The 17,163-nt window shown below is 51.7% G+C and carries 13 protein-coding genes and 1 pseudogene; 4 read left to right on the top strand and 10 right to left on the bottom strand.

The window, feature by feature from the left end; translation table 11 throughout:
- Nucleotides 1–73 precede the first annotated feature (73 nt).
- Complete coding sequence (locus MHH82_RS08465; RefSeq protein WP_340965149.1) at nt 74–937, top strand: AraC family transcriptional regulator; 864 nt, start codon at nt 74–76, stop codon at nt 935–937.
- A 114-nt stretch (nt 938–1,051) separates the two neighbouring features.
- Here the strand turns inward: MHH82_RS08465 and mgrA are convergent, their stop codons facing one another.
- The 3 genes from mgrA to MHH82_RS08450 form a co-directional block, all read right to left on the bottom strand.
- Nucleotides 1,052–2,068, bottom strand: a complete 1,017-nt coding sequence (mgrA, locus tag MHH82_RS08460) for an L-glyceraldehyde 3-phosphate reductase (protein WP_090912155.1) — start codon at nt 2,066–2,068, stop codon at nt 1,052–1,054.
- 124 nt (nt 2,069–2,192) lie between these two features.
- Nucleotides 2,193–2,945, bottom strand: a complete 753-nt coding sequence (locus tag MHH82_RS08455) for an NAD-dependent protein deacylase (RefSeq protein WP_015734074.1) — start codon at nt 2,943–2,945, stop codon at nt 2,193–2,195.
- Between the two features lie 37 nt (nt 2,946–2,982).
- The gene (locus tag MHH82_RS08450) at nt 2,983–3,750 is read right to left on the bottom strand and encodes an HAD family hydrolase (protein ID WP_340965146.1); all 768 of its coding nucleotides are present in this window, start codon (nt 3,748–3,750) and stop codon (nt 2,983–2,985) included.
- A 212-nt stretch (nt 3,751–3,962) separates the two neighbouring features.
- Between MHH82_RS08450 and MHH82_RS08445 the strand changes: the two are divergent.
- Both MHH82_RS08445 and ilvD read left to right on the top strand, forming a co-directional pair.
- Nucleotides 3,963–4,202 (top strand): annotated as a pseudogene (locus tag MHH82_RS08445) (KGG domain-containing protein); the annotation flags it as partial.
- A gap of 237 nt (nt 4,203–4,439) precedes the next feature.
- A complete protein-coding gene (gene ilvD / locus MHH82_RS08440; protein ID WP_015734072.1) occupies nt 4,440–6,128 on the top strand; it encodes a dihydroxy-acid dehydratase in 1,689 nt (562 codons plus the stop codon).
- Nucleotides 6,129–6,258: 130 nt separating this feature from the next.
- Here ilvD and MHH82_RS08435 read toward each other — a convergent pair whose 3' ends face one another.
- Nucleotides 6,259–7,641 carry a polysaccharide deacetylase family protein gene (locus MHH82_RS08435; protein WP_251493489.1) on the bottom strand — a complete coding sequence of 461 codons (1,383 nt, stop codon included), beginning with the start codon at nt 7,639–7,641 and terminating at the stop codon, nt 6,259–6,261.
- A 143-nt stretch (nt 7,642–7,784) separates the two neighbouring features.
- Between MHH82_RS08435 and MHH82_RS08430 the strand changes: the two genes are divergently transcribed.
- Nucleotides 7,785–8,948, top strand: coding sequence for an AI-2E family transporter (locus MHH82_RS08430; protein WP_015734070.1), 1,164 nt, complete (start codon nt 7,785–7,787; stop codon nt 8,946–8,948).
- Here MHH82_RS08430 and MHH82_RS08425 read toward each other — a convergent pair.
- The 6 genes from MHH82_RS08425 to MHH82_RS08400 all read right to left on the bottom strand — a co-directional run bounded on the left by MHH82_RS08425 (nt 8,897) and on the right by MHH82_RS08400 (nt 17,011).
- Nucleotides 8,897–10,687 (bottom strand): peptidoglycan D,D-transpeptidase FtsI family protein, encoded by a 1,791-nt coding sequence (locus tag MHH82_RS08425; RefSeq protein WP_015734069.1) that lies wholly within the window; start codon nt 10,685–10,687, stop codon nt 8,897–8,899. The two genes, MHH82_RS08430 and MHH82_RS08425, sit on opposite strands and share 52 nt — an antisense overlap.
- 57 nt (nt 10,688–10,744) lie before the next feature.
- Nucleotides 10,745–10,930 carry a hypothetical protein gene (locus MHH82_RS08420; protein ID WP_251493486.1) on the bottom strand — a complete coding sequence of 62 codons (186 nt, stop codon included), beginning with the start codon at nt 10,928–10,930 and terminating at the stop codon, nt 10,745–10,747.
- A gap of 17 nt (nt 10,931–10,947) precedes the next feature.
- Nucleotides 10,948–12,099 (bottom strand): Ger(x)C family spore germination protein, encoded by a 1,152-nt coding sequence (locus tag MHH82_RS08415; RefSeq protein WP_251493483.1) that lies wholly within the window; start codon nt 12,097–12,099, stop codon nt 10,948–10,950.
- A complete protein-coding gene (locus tag MHH82_RS08410) occupies nt 12,092–13,198 on the bottom strand; it encodes a GerAB/ArcD/ProY family transporter (RefSeq protein WP_036666261.1) in 1,107 nt (368 codons plus the stop codon). Before MHH82_RS08410 ends, MHH82_RS08415 begins: the two co-directional genes overlap by 8 nt.
- Before the next feature lie 6 nt (nt 13,199–13,204).
- The gene (locus MHH82_RS08405; RefSeq protein ID WP_145035218.1) at nt 13,205–14,713 is read right to left on the bottom strand and encodes a spore germination protein; all 1,509 of its coding nucleotides are present in this window, start codon (nt 14,711–14,713) and stop codon (nt 13,205–13,207) included.
- A 123-nt stretch (nt 14,714–14,836) separates the two neighbouring features.
- Nucleotides 14,837–17,011 (bottom strand): methyl-accepting chemotaxis protein, encoded by a 2,175-nt coding sequence (locus MHH82_RS08400; protein ID WP_009592774.1) that lies wholly within the window; start codon nt 17,009–17,011, stop codon nt 14,837–14,839.
- Between the last annotated feature and the right edge of the window lie 152 nt (nt 17,012–17,163).

Raw genomic sequence — 17,163 nt, 5'->3', positions numbered from 1 at the left:
AGGTACAATAAATTCATGATCACGAAATCCCTATAGTTCCTCTTTTTCCCAAACTCATTGTAAAGGAAAATGAATGATGAAACCAACCTATTCTGTTGCTTCCAACCCAGCACAGCAAGGCGGCGGCTGGCTCCACGTGCGATTCGCCGGCGAGAGCCAGACCCTTCCGGAGCATGCGTTGGGGCCCAAAATATTCGATCATTACCTCTTGCACATCATCGAATCGGGCCATGGCGTATTTCGGACCGAAAACGACAGATACCAGCTCGGGCCCGGCGATTGCTTCCTGATTCATCCCGGCCAGATTGTCAGCTATGTATCCGATGCGAGCCAGCCGTGGCGTTACCGCTGGGTCGCCTTTGACGGAGAACACGCCGATGAAGAGATATCCCGTTTGGGACTCACGCCCGAAAAGCCTGTCCTCCACCTCGTGGAGAACAACCCCATTCCCGGCTATGTATCCCTCATCCAGGGCCATTTTCAATCCAGGGAAGAAAGCTCTCACATGGCCGCCATCGGTTACCTGCATTTAATCTGGGCCGAGATCATGAATCAGAGCGACCGGCCGTCCCGATTGACGCTGTCAGAACCCCAAGTTCAGCGCACGGTGAAGCAGATGATCAGTTACATGGCTTCCCAATACGCCCATCCTGTCTCGATCGAACAGATGTGTACGAGCCTAGGCTACAACCGCGCATACCTGTCACGGATCTTCAAGCAGGAAACGGGCATGACTCCGATCACGTATCTGCTTAAATTAAGAATCGACCAATCCAAACGGCTGCTGCGCGAACGTCCCGATTTGTCCATCGAGCAGGTTTCCGCATCGGTCGGACTGACCGATCCGCTCTATTTCTCGCGCCAATTCAAGCGGCTCGTCGGCCGATCCCCGTCGCGGTACCGCAAGGACATCATCTCTTCATCCGCGCTTACTTAAAGATTGCGCCCAAGTCATCCCTTAGCAAAAAAAGGAGCGTCCTTCAGGCGGTTATCATCCTAAAGGCGCTCCTTTTTTGTATCTATTTCAATGCCGCCATGTTTTCGCCAACATCTATCCTTCCGAAGAAGATGCATTCTCCGTTTTGAGAATCGCTTCTATGCGATCCAGCTCTTCCTTCGAGAACTCCAGATTGTTCAAGGCAGCCACGTTGTCTTCAATCTGGCTTACTTTGCTAGCTCCGATCAGGGCAGACGTCACCCGGCCGCCGCGCAGAACCCAGGCGAGCGCGAATTGAGCCAGACTCTGGTTCCGGGCTTGGGCGATTTGGTTCAAGGCTCTGATCTTGCGCAGCACCTCAGGCGTGATATTGCTTTCGTTCAGGAACACGGATGCGCTTGCGGCACGGGAATCGACAGGCACTCCGTTCAAATATTTGTTCGTCAAGAGCCCTTGAGCAAGCGGCGTGAATGCGATGCTTCCGACCCCGTTCTCTTCCAGGACGTCAAGCAAACCGTTCTCCACCCAACGGTCCAGCATGGAGTAGCTCGGTTGATGGATGAGCAGCGGGGTACCCAGGCTTTTCAGGATCGATATCGCTTCCCGGGTCTTCTCCGGCGAATAGTTGGAGACTCCGACATACAGCGCCTTGCCAGAACGAACGAGATGATCCAGCGCTGCCATGGTTTCCTCGAGCGGCGTTTCCGGATCCATCCGATGATGATAGAAAATATCCACATAGTCCAGGCCCATTCGCTTCAAGCTCTGGTCGAGGCTTGATACCAGATATTTACGCGATCCGAAATCGCCGTAAGGACCGGGCCACATATAATAGCCGGCTTTGGACGAAACGACGATTTCGTCACGATATGCCTTAAGGTCTCTGGAAAGCACTTTACCGAAAGTCTCCTCGGCAGAGCCTGCAGGAGGTCCGTAATTGTTCGCCAGATCGAAGTGGGTGATGCCCAGATCGAAGGAGCGCGTAATCATGTTCCGCCCGTTCTCGTACGTGTCGACGCCACCGAAATTATGCCATAATCCAAGGGAGATCGCGGGAAGTTTCAGCCCGGACCGCCCCACGCGGTTATACTTCATTCCTTCATAGCGGTCTTCGCTAGCCACATAGGTCACTTGCAATCCCTGCCTCTCTAAGTGAATAGGTCCATTGCTAAATTCCATCTTATCGCGTTTGGTCTTCCTTTGACAAGAAAACGATTACAGGGACAGGTACGGCAATACGCCGCCTTTTGTCCCCTCACGTGCTGATCAGTTTATCCACCTGCGTCATGACTTGACCGATCCGATCCGCAATCAGGAGGCCTGCCCGGTGATCGTATGGGGTTGGATCTGCATTCAGCAAAGCTACCTTGCTTCCATGAAAATAGGAGATCAAACTAGCGGCGGGGTGTACCGTCAGGGAAGTCCCCCCAATAATCAACAAGTCGGCCGTCGATATTTCCTGGATCGAGCGCATGATGACGTTCTGGTCCAATTCCTCTTCATACAGCACGACGTCCGGCCGAACCAGCCCTCCGCAATCCTTGCAGCGCGGGACGGTTTCCTTGATGTCCAGAATCTCCTGAAGGCTGTAGAATCGGGAGCAATCCATGCAATAATTGCGGTGCACGGAACCGTGAAGCTCCAGCACCTCGGAACATCCCGCCGACTGATGCAGGCCATCGATATTCTGCGTGATGACCGCCTTTAGCTTCCCGTCATGCTCGAGTCTCGACAATAGGCGGTGACAGCCGTTCGGCTGCGCAAGCGGGTGCAGCATCTTGCTCCGGTAAAAGTCGTAAAACACTTCCGGATGCTGCATAAAAAAAGTATGGCTGAGCATGACCTCCGGCGGATACGGAGACTGGTGCTCGCTCTGGTACAGTCCGGCTGCCGAACGGAAGTCTGGTATTCCGCTCTCGGTGGAGGTACCGGCTCCCCCGAAAAAAACAATGTAGTCGCTCGCTTCGATCCATGTTGCCAACTGCTCGATCTTTTCCCTGTTCTCCACTCTTATACACCTCCGTACAGCCCTTAAAATAACACGTCTACCTGTGCACGTCTAATTCATTATAATCGGATATGACAACATCGGCATCTGTCAGATGCGCCGGCTCCCCATCATCCGTCATTAAACCTACGGCCAGCGCAGCGCCTGCTTGCTTCGCCATCTGCATATCCGCGTTGCTGTCGCCGATGACAACCGCTTCCTCCGGTTTGATTCCGAGCCGGCGGCAGGCCGCCTCGGTCATTTCGGGGTGCGGCTTGCCATTTCGAACCTGATCTCTTCCCATAATGACCGTAAAGTACGAGCGAAGCCCCATCCATTCCAACTGCTCCATGGCGCCTGAGGTTTGATCCGAAGTCACCACTGCCATCTTCACGGAGACCAAGCTGCATTTTTCCAGGAAATGTTCCAGTCCGGGCATCGGGAATGCCGGCTTTCGCTGACGGACTTCGTACATGGCATTTTTCGTAATCTGATGGACCTGCACAATCGCCTCGTTCCATGGCATCCCGGCTGCGTACAATTGCCAGGCCAGAAGCCCGTTCGTCTCCTCCACGGTGCCCATGGCGAGCGGACCCCGCAGATCATACCCCGATACGCGTCCGCCGGCATCGTGCTTGGTCCCCAGCACCTTCTCTTTCGGCAGCGTAAAGCCGGATCCCATCAGCTCCAGCCGTTCCTCCATGAACTCGAGCACATAATCGGCCCATCCTCCCCACAGCGCCATGAAATGAAGCAGCGTACCGTCTTTATCAAACAAGATCCCTTGGCAGGGAACGGTTCGTCCTTTCACTTGAACAAACGGCAACGGTTCAAAACCTCCCTATCCTATTCTTGATCATACTCTTATTAAACCATGAAATAAACTCTGATTTAAGCGTAATTAGCACGTGGGATCAAGAAATCGCTCCGACTTGAAAATTTACCAATCTTTAGTCGAATGTTTTGATTCATGACAAATGGACCGTGGTAAGTAACATATACGCATAGCAAATACGACGGTAAAGGAGTGATTTGTTCATGGCCACCAACAGCAATCGAAAGATGACCCGCGAAGAAGCCGGACGTCTTGGCGGCGAAGCCACCGCCAAAAAACACAGCCGCGAATTCTATCAGGAAATCGGCAAAAAAGGCGGCAAAGCGACGTCCAAAAACCATAGCCGCGAGTTTTACCAGGAAATCGGTCAAAAGGGCGGCGAAGCCACCTCGCGGAATCATAATCGCGAATTCTATCAGGAAATTGGCCGCAAAGGCGGCAAGAAATAGCATACCTTTTCAGTAGGAAGCCTGTTCCCGACGAAGGGGGACAGGCTTTTTCTTGGCCGTCACGACAGCCTTCCTTCCATCGCTTCCTATTAATATCATGTAGAAAAACCTACCTTTTTGTGATAGACTCATTTAAAACCTATTCGCTGTTTACAGGTACCCGGCTGCTTTGCCGGAAGACCGCGCTAAAGCGTAACAATTTTATAATAGATCTGGGGGGAAATCGACATCATGACAACCAAAAAAATGCGTTCAGACATGATCAAAAAAGGCTTTGACCGCGCGCCGCACCGCAGCTTGCTGCGTGCAGCAGGCGTTAAGGAAGAGGATTTCGGCAAACCGTTCATCGCCGTGTGCAACTCTTACATCGATATCGTTCCGGGTCACGTGCATCTTCAGGAATTCGGCAAGATCGTGAAGGATGCGATCCGTGAAGCCGGCGGCGTTCCGTTCGAGTTCAACACCATCGGCGTGGATGACGGAATTGCCATGGGACATATCGGCATGCGCTACTCGCTGCCAAGCCGCGAGATCATTGCGGATTCTCTGGAAACCGTTGTATCCGCCCACTGGTTCGACGGCATGGTGTGCATCCCGAACTGCGACAAAATTACGCCAGGCATGCTGATGGGCGCCCTGCGCGTTAACATCCCGACGGTGTTTGTCAGCGGCGGACCGATGAAGGCCGGCGTGGACAGCAAAGGCCGCAAATTGTCCCTGACTTCCGTATTCGAAGGCGTCGGCGCTCACCAGGTCGGCAAAATCAATGACGATGAGCTCCTGGAATTGGAACAATACGGATGTCCAACCTGCGGATCCTGCTCCGGCATGTTCACCGCCAACTCCATGAACTGCCTCGCCGAAGCGCTGGGTCTGGCTCTGCCGGGCAACGGCACCATTCTTGCCATCGCCGAAGAGCGCAGAGAGTTTGTTAAACAATCGGCCAAACAATTGATGGAACTTGTCAAAATGGACCTGAAGCCGCGTGACATCGTAACCCTGGAAGCTATCGACAATGCGTTTGCGCTCGATATGGCGATGGGCGGCTCCACCAACACGGTGCTTCATACATTGGCGCTTGCCCAAGAAGCCGGCCTTGATTACCCGCTGGAGCGGATCAACGAAGTCGCTGACCGCGTTCCTCACATTTCCAAGCTGGCTCCGGCTTCGGATTACTTCATCGAGGATGTGCATTTGGCAGGCGGAGTAAGCGCGGTTCTGCACGAGCTTCTGAAGAAGCCGGGCGCATTGCACGGGGATTGCATTACCGTAACCGGCAAAACGCTGGCCGAGAACGTAGAGGGCTGCGAAATCCAGGATGAGAACGTCATCCATCCGATCGATTCCCCGTATTCCGAGCGCGGCGGACTCGCGGTACTGTACGGCAATCTGGCTCCTGAAGGCTCCATCATCAAAGTCGGTGCGGTCGATCCGTCGGTTGGCGGATACCATAAAGGACCTGCCATCTGCTTTGACTCCCAGGACGAGGCGCTTAGCGGCATTGCCAACGGCAAGGTCAAGGAAGGCCATGTGGTTGTCATTCGATATGAAGGGCCGAAGGGCGGACCGGGCATGCCGGAAATGCTGGCGCCGACCTCGCAGATTGCAGGCATGGGGCTTGGAGCCAAAGTCGGTCTGATCACGGACGGACGCTTCTCCGGCGCTTCCCGCGGCATCAGCATCGGACACATCTCGCCGGAAGCGGCTGAAGGCGGACCTATCGCTTTCGTTGAAGACGGGGATATCATCGAGCTGGACCTGAATAAACGGACGATTCAATTGCTGGACGTTTCCGAAGAGGAAATGGCTGTACGCCGCAGCAAATGGGTTGAGTTCGAACCGAAAGTGAAAACCGGTTACCTTGCCCGCTACTCGAAGCTTGTGACCAACGCCAGCTCTGGCGGCGTATTGAAAATCTAATCCTTAATAAAGCAAAGGGGTTATCCCGCGCAGGCATTTGCAGCAGCCTGCGGGGATAACCCCTTTTTTATAACCAAAACCATCTAAGAGATAATCCATGCATAATGGCGGAAACCATCGATTCGATGAACTACATGCCTTGCGAGACACTGGCAACCGCCAGATCACCCGCATGCTCCTGTTGAACTTCCTGCTGTTCCTCCGATGGAGGCAAAACCTGCGTTTTCTTCTCCGCATAACGTCCGATCAGAACATCCACCGGCATGACGAGCATTTTCGGCTCCATCATCTGGGTGCCCTCCTTCAGGCGGGCCTGCCCTTTCGGGTGAATGACGCTGAGCAGCAGTTTCAGATACAGTCTGGACGAGCTTGCGAACAGCCCCCGAGGCAAATCCATCACATGGAATCCGAATTGCTCGGGGCCACGCGAAATCATGGTTACGGCATACAACCCTTTGATATCCTTAAACTCGGGCCGGTCCAGCACCATGTTCGCCAGAGAAGGCAAATCCTTCTGCACGGCACGAATCATTTTGATGGCAAGCTGCACTTCCGAGCGGGAGCGGCTGCCGATCTCGAACAATTTTTTGTTGTCAAAGTGGAGCTCGAGCACCTGGTCTCCCTTCTCAAGCCGGCTGCCGTCTTCCATCACGACCGTTTTGCCGGTGAAAGCACGCTTTCGGAAATGCAGCATCGGATCCTCCGGATTAACCGTTTCAAGCGCGAACACCGCATGAAATGCTTTTTCCCACAAGAGCCACAACGAGACGATCAACCGCTTGAGAGGAGACAGCTTCTTCGCTTTCGCTTTGCTTTCCTTAGCCATCATGTCGTCGATTCGGATGCTTCTCATTCCCTTCTGCTCTGCGACTTTCAGTACGCGTTCCAAGGCAATCAGCATTTGCTCCGGCGCATCGGGGTTCGCTCCCATCGTCGTACCGCAGTCATGGAGGAGCATAACCTCGCCGCCGTTCAGCTTGGCCAGCATACGCTGAGTCAGCTTGTCAGCGCCGATCTTGCTTCGCCAATCATTAAACATCGAGGACCATAAGATGATGCGGCAGCCGGTATTCTTGGCAAAATCGAATAGATTCACGATTCCCCAAGGCGGTCTGTAATATCTCGAGCGCTCGCCGGTTATGGCGTAGATGATATCGTCCGTGCGTTTGACTTGCTTGCGGACGGTCACGGGTCGCATTAACCAATTGCTCTTGTGAACATAGTTGTGAATCCCGATCAGATGACCCTCGCTATGAATGCGTTTGACGACCTCCGGATGCTTCTCGGCATGGGAACCGACCAGAAAAAAAGTCGCTTTCATATTATACCGCTTCAATAGATCCAGCAGTCTTGGTGTATAGAACGGATCAGGACCATCATCAAAGGTTAAGGCGAAGTCTTCCAAGCCTGTTCCCCTGCGAAATACTCGAAATCCGAATATCCGGGTCAGGATGCCGGGAATGAATGCATAAAAAGATGAAAGGTAAAACAACCATAGCAGTAACGTTTGCATGCTAACTCCCCGCTTTTTATTTCTTTTTCTAATGAAAGACACTATTATTATTTTATCATAGCACTTAAAGAAATAGGCTTTTTTTTCGCAAATCGTGTACAATGATATCTATCAATAAAGTATAAAGGAGCCGATATCCCACTATGCTTCCCTTGTATAAAAAATATTGGAGAACCGCCTTCGATATAGGTTTAATCGTGCTTACGGTTTACTTGATCATGCTCATATTCAGCAAGCTTTACCAGATTGCGGCTCCGGTGTTTTTATCTTTCCTCGTTTTCCTGATAATTGAGCCTTTCTCCAAATTCCTGCACCGCAGGGGGCTTCCGAAGCCCTTCGCCGCCGCGATATCCGTTCTGCTCTTCCTGCTCGTCATCCTTGGCATCCTGTTTGGAGCCGGAGCGCTCATCGTATCGCAATTCATGAACCTGCAGGACAATTTGCCGGCTTACACCCAAACGATCCAGAAACATTTCTCGGAAACCCTGATGTTCCTGCAGACGAAGCTCGACGCGCTGCCGCCGGATCTGACGGACCGCCTGAACGGTTACTTCCAAGACATTACCACCTTTGCCCAGGGCGCTGCCGAGTCGTTCTTCCGTTACATCGTTGGATTCATGGGGTCGTTCTCCTCGTTCATCGCGAATTTCGGGGTTGCGATTATCCTCGCTTTCTTCCTGAGCACGGAAATCGGCAGCTGGCGGAGAATCGCCAAGGACAAGACGCCGAAGACGCTTAAGACGGCTTTCGTTTTCCTGAAGGACAATGTATTCAAGGCAATCGGCTCTTATATTAAAGCCCAGATGAAGCTGGTCAGCATCACCTTTGTCATTGTATACATAGGACTCTTGATATTAGGTACAGGCAATTCCCTGTCCGTCGCGCTTATCTGCGCCGTATTCGATGTATTGCCACTGCTTGGGGTTCCCGTTATTCTTATTCCGTGGATCACCTATTTGTTCATTGTAGGCAACACCGGGCTTGCAATCGGCTTGATCGTTCTGCTTGCCGTTGTGGTCATTTCCAGACAGCTGCTTGAGCCTAAAATTACGGGAAACTCGATCGGCGTATCCTCCGCCTTTCTGATGCTGTCCTTTATGATGATCTCCCTGTCGATATTTGGGGTTGCCGGTTTGATTCTGGCTCCCATCCTGCTGATTCTCATCAAGGAATTGCTTGCGCAGGGATATCTGAAGCAGTGGATCCATCTGCCGAGCGAAGAATTCGATGTGTCCCCTTGGGATATGTCCCGCTCTTACGCGGAGCCGGAGCCCGCTTCAACCGAGGCCAAGAAATCGGAGACCTGACCGAAAATTTCGGTTGCCTGATTGCTGCTGTTCGTGCTCCGATTCTCCACCAATACTGCCACCGCATAACGTGGCTTCTCCACCGGGCCGTACCCGACAAACCACTGATTGTTTCGGGCGCGGCCCTTTACTTTGACCTGAGCGGTTCCCGATTTGCCTGCAAGGGTCCATTTGCGATGATTCAAAGCGCTTCCTGTTCCCTCTTGAACGACATCCTCCATCCATTCGAGCAGGATCGAAGAGGTTTCCCGGGAAATACCGTTTCCTGCTGGGCCTTCGTACAGCGGATTCGTATCCTGAAGCAACTGGCCGTTCGCGTACCGAATCTGCTTCACAATACGCGGCTTGGTCTTCACCCCGCCATGAAGCAGCGTCACCATCGCATTAGCGGCTTGGAGCGGAGATACGGCAGCGTCTCTTTGGCCTATGCCTGTCTGCACTCTTACGCCTGCATCGGAGGCATCTGCGGAGCCGGAAAAGACCGTCCCCTTCTCTTCATGATCCAACGGTGCAAATGAGCGAAGCCCTAAAAACTGCTGTGATTGCCAGCCTACGCTTTGACCAAAGCCCAGCGCGGATGCCGCTGAGGTCATTTGCTGTGGGGTTAATCTTTCCGCAAGCGTGGCAAATACGACGTTGCAGGATTCCGCAAAGCCCTCGCGCAGATCAATCGTTCCATGCCCGCCCTTTTTCCAGCAGGACAATCCGAACTTGCCGAATTCCCCATCGCAATGAAAATGTTCGTTTGGCGAGCTGAGACCATTCTCCAAAATGGCCGCTGCCGTGACAAGTTTGAACACGGAGCCTGGCGTGGCCGCTTTCAATCCGCGATTCTCCCACTGACCGTCTTTCGGATGTATCTGCTCCGGATTGTAAAACGGTCTGGATACCATCGCCACGATATCGGCATTGCGTGCATCCAGCACGACAACCGCCCCTTCTTTCATGCCCGCTTTTTCCGTGATGGTCTCGATCCCCCGCTGAATATCGATATCGATCGTTGTGGATACCCGTAACGGATAGTACCGATTGTCCGGCGCCTTCACCATCGGCTTCATATCCTGAATCACTTCATTCGTGCTGTTTACCGGAAAATAGACGACCGTAGGTCCTTCACCCCGGATCAGCGAATCCATCGTCTTCTCCAGGCCGCTGGTTCCCGAAATCTCCGGATAATCCTGAAAGAACAGGCTTTCCTTACGCTGGCCGGATACAAAACCAAGCCACTGCATGCCCGATTGGCGATTACCGTACCGCTGCTCATAAGGAAGAACCTTGAGTTTGGGGAGCTCAAGCTCGCGAATCTGCTTGATCTGCTCCTTGGACAAGGAACGTGGAATGCGGGAATCCGCTCCATGCCATAGCTGCGGCTCCTTTAGCTTGCCCCAGATTTGCAGCAACTGATTCGTGTCCGTTCCCAAGATGCGGGCCAGCTTGGCAACCTGATGATGGGCGCTCCTCAGCTCCTTCTCGCCGGCCGGAAACAATACGGCTGTCCAGATCAAATTGCCTGTGAGCGGTTTTCCGTTGCGATCCGTAAAATGTCCGCGGCCCGAATCCAGCACGATGCCCCGTTCCCGCTGGATAAGCGATGCCTCAACCATTGTATGCCGGCTTCCGGGGACCCGTTGATGCTTCATCACGAGCTGCACCCAGGCAAGGCGCATCGTCAAAATAGCAATCAATATCGTCAAAATCAGCCATCCGTATGTAATTCGTTTATTGCGGATTAGCCTCATGGTTCCGCTCCTCCAATTGAGTCTTTGTTTCCTCATTATTTCCATATGGAAGCTGACTCAATCATGTTCGCTTCTCTCTGCACCATCATCCGGTTTCTCCGGCTGCTTCCAGGGCGGATCCCCGTATTTGTGCAGATACCGGTTCGTTTGGAATAAGGTCATCGGTACGAGGATGAGCAGCAGTATACCAATCACGACAAGCGGATTTAACAAAATATCGTAGCGAAGATCCATGAATTCCATCAACCTGCCTTCCTTCCTTATTCCGTCCCGGTAATGGTTCCAATGGTTCGGACTCTTGCGTCTGCGTGCACATGGATCTTGCATTGCGAAAAAATGTTTTGACCTCGGTCCCAGTCGTCCTTGTAACGGTTCCAAGTTTCGTACTCCTGCTCTTGGCATTTCTTCCAGAAGCCCAAAAAGTCCGATTTATAATCGTTCTGGGCCTTTTGAATAACATCCATTGCGATTTCCTTGATCCGTTCCTCCGCCTTGCGTTTGATCTCCCCGTTTAGTTCGCGAACGATTTCGCTCTCTTCCAGCTCAGCTTCCCCAATATTGCCTCTGACCGAAATTTCAACGTCAAACTCGGGAAGTCCGCGATCGTCCAGATGGACTCGAATGATCCGGTTGAATTCCCTGACTTCATAAACGAGCTGTTTGCCGTGAACGACCAGTTCCAGGGATGCGGTTTTTACCGTTCCCTGCATCATGTTCCGGCCCGTGGTTTCATCGTTGTCCAGGAATCCCATGAACCTGTAGTTCTCGCCGTTAAACACAGCCGCGCCGCTGGTGGATACTCTGTCGTCTTGCGTGATCGATACCCGGGGCAGCGCATAACTCGACTTGGACAACAGGAAATGATGCAGTTCCCCCATATTCGTTGGAGGCGTGATGGATTCGCTTTTGTCCTTATTTTCTTGCGTCGAACGAATGTACTGCACAGGCAAGGTTTCAATCTTTGAATGGATCTCCAGGATCTTGCTTGCCTCTCCCTCAGCGACCATAATATTGGAAGCTCGCCGGTTCTCCGGATCCCGGACAAACAAATCCAGTACATCGCCTATGTGCTCCGTTCCGGCCAGCGCTTCAGAGATAATGATCACTTGATTATGGGCCAGGTAAGGAGAGCGGCTGATCTCATTCGACATCTTCCGCGCGGCTTTAAATACGCTGCTCGCGGTCGAGGACAGATTGATAAAAGGGCTCCCTCCCTCACTCTTTTGGCCGCTGGAGCCTTTCATCTGCGTAGGCACGACAATTTGAAACGTAAGCTTAATTTGTCCTTCCTCTGCCGCGTCAAGAGCCGTGCCGACTACAAATCCGCGCTCCTCGATTTCGATGCGGTCCCAGCAGCCGGCTGTCGGCCATAACAGCATGAGCGCCAATAACATCCTGAGTTTTCTAGCCATCCCCCTTCACCCCCCGAACTTTAGCGATCAAGAGCAGCAGTGCCGGAAGCACCCATGCGAATCCGACCCCCATATAACTGATCCATTCGGCAAATACGTTGAGTTCTCGGAGCGAGCTCGGCAATAAACCGAGGATGAACAGGATCGGGGCCAGAACAAGGATCATCGTAAATCTTTGATGTTTAGGGAATACGGATTCCAGCGCCAATAATGCCACGTCAAACGCCATCGCATTCGTGCTGAACAACGTCATCAGCCAGATGACAAAAAAGAAAAATTCAAACCGTTCGAATATCCCTCCCGGGACTTCAACCTCTTTGGCCAATTCGGCTAACGGATACAGCGTATTGGAAACCACCACCGGTCCAAAAACGCCAATGACAAACACAAAAACAACAAAGTATATGCAGATCGGTATCATCAACCCGCGTAAAATAGATCCTGGAAGCTTGCTTTTCCTAGCGACATAGATGTTGTAGAACAGCATGATCTCCAGTCCGAGGTAGGAGAATACCGTATCCTTCGAAGAGGCAACGATTCTTCTCCAATCGGTTTTAAACACAGGCAGCAGAAAGTGCATGTTTAAGCTTCCAAGATTCAAGAGGACGATCAGCAGCAAAATCGTGACAACGATGGGAAAGAAAATCAGGTTCAAACGCACCAAAGCGATGCTTGGCCCGGCAACGGCATAGATTAATACCAGCAAGTAAACCAGCCCGATGATTTCCTCCGGCGTGTTATCGAATAAATACAGCCTCGTTATCGTGGAAACGCCGCGCACTTGGTAACTGACAAATAACAGAAAGTAAAGACTCATTAACAGCGTCAGCACATGGGCTGCTTTTCGGCTCAAAATCATCGAGGCCATTGCATGATAGTTTTTACCGGGAAACCTCGAAGCCAATACGCCGATGGCCCAAGCAAATACAAATGCGATCATGCCGCCGAGAACGATCGGCATCCAGCCATCCGAGAACTGGGTCTTCTTCGCAATCGTATGGGGGAGCGTGAGGATTCCGAGTCCAATCATCATATTGCTGACAGAGTAGACAATCTCTTTTCTTCCGATCGTTTGACTGCTTCGTTGGTTAAGGTTCATTACGAATCACCGCTTTTTTGCCCGATGGATATCCTGGGGCTTCATAAATAAAGGTCTGAGCGTAAGCCAAGTCACCGGCACGCGGATAAACATATCCTTCCAATCGTGCTGAACAGAGGGGGCAATGGGACTCAGATAAGGGATTCCGAAACTATGCAGCCTCATCAAGTGGATACAGATCATGATAAAGGTCAGCACGATCCCATACAGTCCCAGAAAGCTTGCAGCAATCATGATCGCAAAGCGGAGCATTCGAAAAGAAATACCTGCGCTGTAAGACGGAATGGCAAAGGAGGATATTGCTGTCAGTGCCACGATGATGACCATAATCGGGCTCACGATCCCCGCCTGAACCGCAGCCTCCCCGATCACAAGTCCTCCGACAATACCGATCGTTTGACCTATCGGTTTCGGCAGGCGAATTCCCGCTTCGCGCAGCAATTCCAGTGTAACTTCCATCAGTAAGGCTTCGATCACTGCAGGAAAGGGCACCCCTTCCCGTGAAGCAGCAATCGAAAATACGAGCTTAAACGGGATCATGCCGGGATGGAAAGACAGGATGGCAATATACAGCGCGGGAAGAAACAAGGTAATTCCGATGGCCACAAGACGCAGCAAACGTATCAGCGAGCCAATGCTCCATCGTTCGTAATAATCCTCCGGGGAATGTAACAGGGAAATGAAAGTAAACGGAAGCAGAAGCACAAAAGGGGTACCGTCCAGCAAAATCGCTACTTTTCCCTGCAGCAGGGCGGAAGTGACCTTATCCGGTCGCTCGGTATTGAGGATCTGGGGAAACGGCGATAAAAAGCTGTCCTCGATCCATTGCTCCACCGTTCCGGATTCAGGGGCATAGTCGAGATCCAGCGACTTCAGCCGGCGGTTGACTTCTTCGATCAGCTCCGGATTCGTCAATCCTTTAATATAGACGACCACAAGCGACTGGTTCGATCGCCTGCCGATGGTATGGGGGTCGATCGTCAAATTGGGCTCGCGAATATGTCTTCGCAGCAGGGAGATGTTGGTGTAGATGCTTTCCGTAAATCCTACTCTCGGGCCGCGGACCAGCGCTTCGGTTTGAGGTTCCTCAATGCTCCGTCCCGGCCATTTGCGGGTTTTGATCAGCAGGACCTCATCCGTACCCTCCAGCATAAGAATCGTATCGCCCGAAAGAATGACCGGAATGACTTCATCCCAGCGCCTCGTTCGGTTGGTGATCTGCAGGGATATCATCCGATTCTCGATTTCATGGAGAACATGCCGCACATCCTTCATGGATGACGCGTATTGCTCCGGGTTATGCTGAATCGGCTGGATAATCTGCTCCTTAATCAACAACTGATCGGATAATCCTTCCAAGCTGACAATGGCTGAGGTATATGAAACGCCCCCAACCTGAAGCACTTTGGTGGTGAGGTCGCTGGGGTCATTGAGCAACAGACTCAATGTTTCCAGGTTTTCCTTTAGGTGCGTTGACAGGAATTCAGGCGTTTGGCCAGGCTGCTTCGTCTTCATGTGACCTCGACTCCTTCAACCATATTCTCCGTTATGATACCCTCTGAAATCCATTTTTATCCGTAACAGAAAAAAGGCTGCTCCTACCCGCTTAACGGATGGAACAGCCTATGAAACAACTTTCTATAATCTAAAACGAGACAAGGTCTCTTTCAGCTCATTCGATACATTCTCAAGCTGTGTTGACAGATTAACCAGCTGACTGCTGACGCTTTGCTGCTCTGTGGAGAGAGAAGCCACCTCTTCCGAAGTTGCGGAGGATTCTTCGGCTACCGCGCTCACATTGCTCATCGCTTCCGAAAGTACATTTTGAGATTCATTCAGCTCATCAATCGAATGCGTGACGGAATCCAAGCGATCGATAAATTCTACCATCTGCTGTTGAACGGATACGAAGATATCGTTCGTTTCCTTAACGGCATCCATCTGACCCTTGAAGAGCGGGTTCGCATCGAGCAGTACCTGCACGGTTTCGTTCATCTCGGCCATGATGCGGTCCGTAATTTGGCTGACCATATCGATGGATTGCCTGGATTGGTCTGCCAGCTGGCGGATTTCATCGGCCACGACCATGAAGCCTTTACCGGCTGCTCCGGCACGGGCCGCTTCGATCGTTGCATTCAAGGAGAGGATGTTCGTTTGCTTGGTGATGTTCTGAAGCACATCAAGCACTTTGGCAACCGAAGATGTCGTTTCCTTCAAGCCATCAACCTTATGCATCATCGAGCGGGTCATATCCTCGGTCTGATGGGTCTTATCCAGCAAGTCGCTCAAATGCTTTGTTCCCAGCTCACTGGAGCTTTCTACGTGACGGGCCGATTTGCCCATCTCTTCGTTAGCCGTAACAACGATTTGCATCTGCTTCGAGATGTTGTTGGTCAGATCGCTGCCGCGCTCTGCTTCAACTGCCAGACTGCTGGCTCCGTTCGCAATTTCCTCGGTAGCCACGGCAATTTCTTTGGCCGAAATCGCAGTCTTCTTCGAGGCATCGCTTAATTCGGCAGCCGTTCGAAGCACTTCCTGGGCGGTATTGCTCGTTTGCTGCACGAGTCCGGTAATCTGCTCCATCATATCGTTGAAGCTGGCCGAGAGCTGACCGATTTCGTCCTGGCTCTTATGGTCTGTACGAACATTCAAATTCCCTTTAGCGCCTTCCTTCATCAGCAGGTTCAGCTTGCCTATCGGACGGGCAATCATCCTTACCATCCAAATCCCGATCAGAATGGCAAAAATAACGTCGATCGCAGCCACGATCAGCGTGATGACCAGTATGCTGGAGGCATCCTTCGTGAGCTCGCTGGTTTGGACAGAACCTACGAGCTTCCAATCGTTCGTGCTCAGCGTATTGTAAACCGCCAGTACATTTCTTCCTTCCTCATCCTTCGTTCTTACGTCATCCGTTTTGGTGTCGGCCGGAAACTCTTTCGCAAACGTCCAAGCGGTTTCCGAACCCACGATGGAGGAATCGCTGGAGGAAACAACGATGCCTTCCGGACTGATCAATTGCAGTTGACCGTTCTCGCCAAGGTTAATTCCCTTCAGCTGGGCATCCAGCACCGAGGCGTTCAGTTCAAACATGACGACATACGTAGACGTCAGGTCGTTCATGGAACCCAAGGAGCGGGCAATCGTGAAATACGGAGCACCGCTGTTCTGCATCGTTGGCAGCCACATAATCTTCTTGTCGCCTTCCTTCAGTTCGGCATACCAGCTTTGCTCAAGGACGGTTTTGGAGGATTCCGAGGATTGTCCTGCGGATATGATCTTCTCTCCCTTGGAAGGGATCAAATAAATGGCTCTGATGGCCGAGTCCGACGTAATCTGATTGGATAGTTTATCGCGGATGGTCCGCTCTACCGTAAACGCATCGTACTCGCTTAACTTCTTATCCGTGTACTCGGACAACAACTTCTGCAATTCAATGTCATAGAAGATTTGTCTGCCGGCATTCTCGTACTTATCCAGAATGATGTCGATTTTCTCGGAGGTTTGGATAATCGTCTGCTGATTGCCGTTTGCAGCATTCTTCTCAATCGTGTCCTTTGCCTTGTTGTAAGACAGATACCCCAGGACGATCACAAAAAATACAATGGCTGACAAAAAGATCAGGAACAACCGGATTCCGACGGATTTTGCCGGGTTCATCGGCATGCGGCTTATGGCCGTTCCCATGTTGGAAACGAACGACTTGGCAGTATGTATCCCTGATGATGCCGAAGGCGTTTTCTTTTTCTCTTTGTTTCCCCCGGGCTTCTTGTCCTTTTTCGGTTTCTTATCATGCTGCTCAACTTCTGACATTAGCTGTTCACCTACCACAATCATATTATTAATACGTCGGTCCAATCCCCTGAAACGTATTCGTTACTCTTTATTTCGACAATTGGGGGTGTTTTCCTTTGGGTTTTCGCAAAAAAACAATTCTTAAATCCTAATTTTTTTGTAAACAAAAA

The sequence above is a fragment of the Bacillus sp. FSL K6-6540 genome, from assembly GCF_038007545.1.
The sequence above is the reverse complement of the archived record's forward strand: the minus strand, read 5'-3'. Positions and strand labels throughout refer to the sequence as shown.

Excerpts from the sequence above, each read along its gene's own strand:
- MHH82_RS08400 (WP_009592774.1), bottom strand. The coding sequence starts at position 17,011 with ATGTCAGAAGTTGAGCAGCATGATAAGAAACCGAAAAAGGACAAGAAG.
- MHH82_RS08410 (WP_036666261.1), bottom strand. The coding sequence starts at position 13,198 with ATGAACCTTAACCAACGAAGCAGTCAAACGATCGGAAGAAAAGAGATT.
- MHH82_RS08425 (WP_015734069.1), bottom strand. The coding sequence starts at position 10,687 with ATGAGGCTAATCCGCAATAAACGAATTACATACGGATGGCTGATTTTG.
- MHH82_RS08405 (WP_145035218.1), bottom strand. The coding sequence starts at position 14,713 with ATGAAGACGAAGCAGCCTGGCCAAACGCCTGAATTCCTGTCAACGCAC.
- MHH82_RS08420 (WP_251493486.1), bottom strand. The coding sequence starts at position 10,930 with ATGGAATTCATGGATCTTCGCTACGATATTTTGTTAAATCCGCTTGTC.
- ilvD (WP_015734072.1), top strand. The coding sequence starts at position 4,440 with ATGACAACCAAAAAAATGCGTTCAGACATGATCAAAAAAGGCTTTGAC.
- MHH82_RS08415 (WP_251493483.1), bottom strand. The coding sequence starts at position 12,099 with ATGGCTAGAAAACTCAGGATGTTATTGGCGCTCATGCTGTTATGGCCG.
- MHH82_RS08465 (WP_340965149.1), top strand. The coding sequence starts at position 74 with ATGATGAAACCAACCTATTCTGTTGCTTCCAACCCAGCACAGCAAGGC.
- MHH82_RS08435 (WP_251493489.1), bottom strand. The coding sequence starts at position 7,641 with ATGCAAACGTTACTGCTATGGTTGTTTTACCTTTCATCTTTTTATGCA.
- MHH82_RS08430 (WP_015734070.1), top strand. The coding sequence starts at position 7,785 with ATGCTTCCCTTGTATAAAAAATATTGGAGAACCGCCTTCGATATAGGT.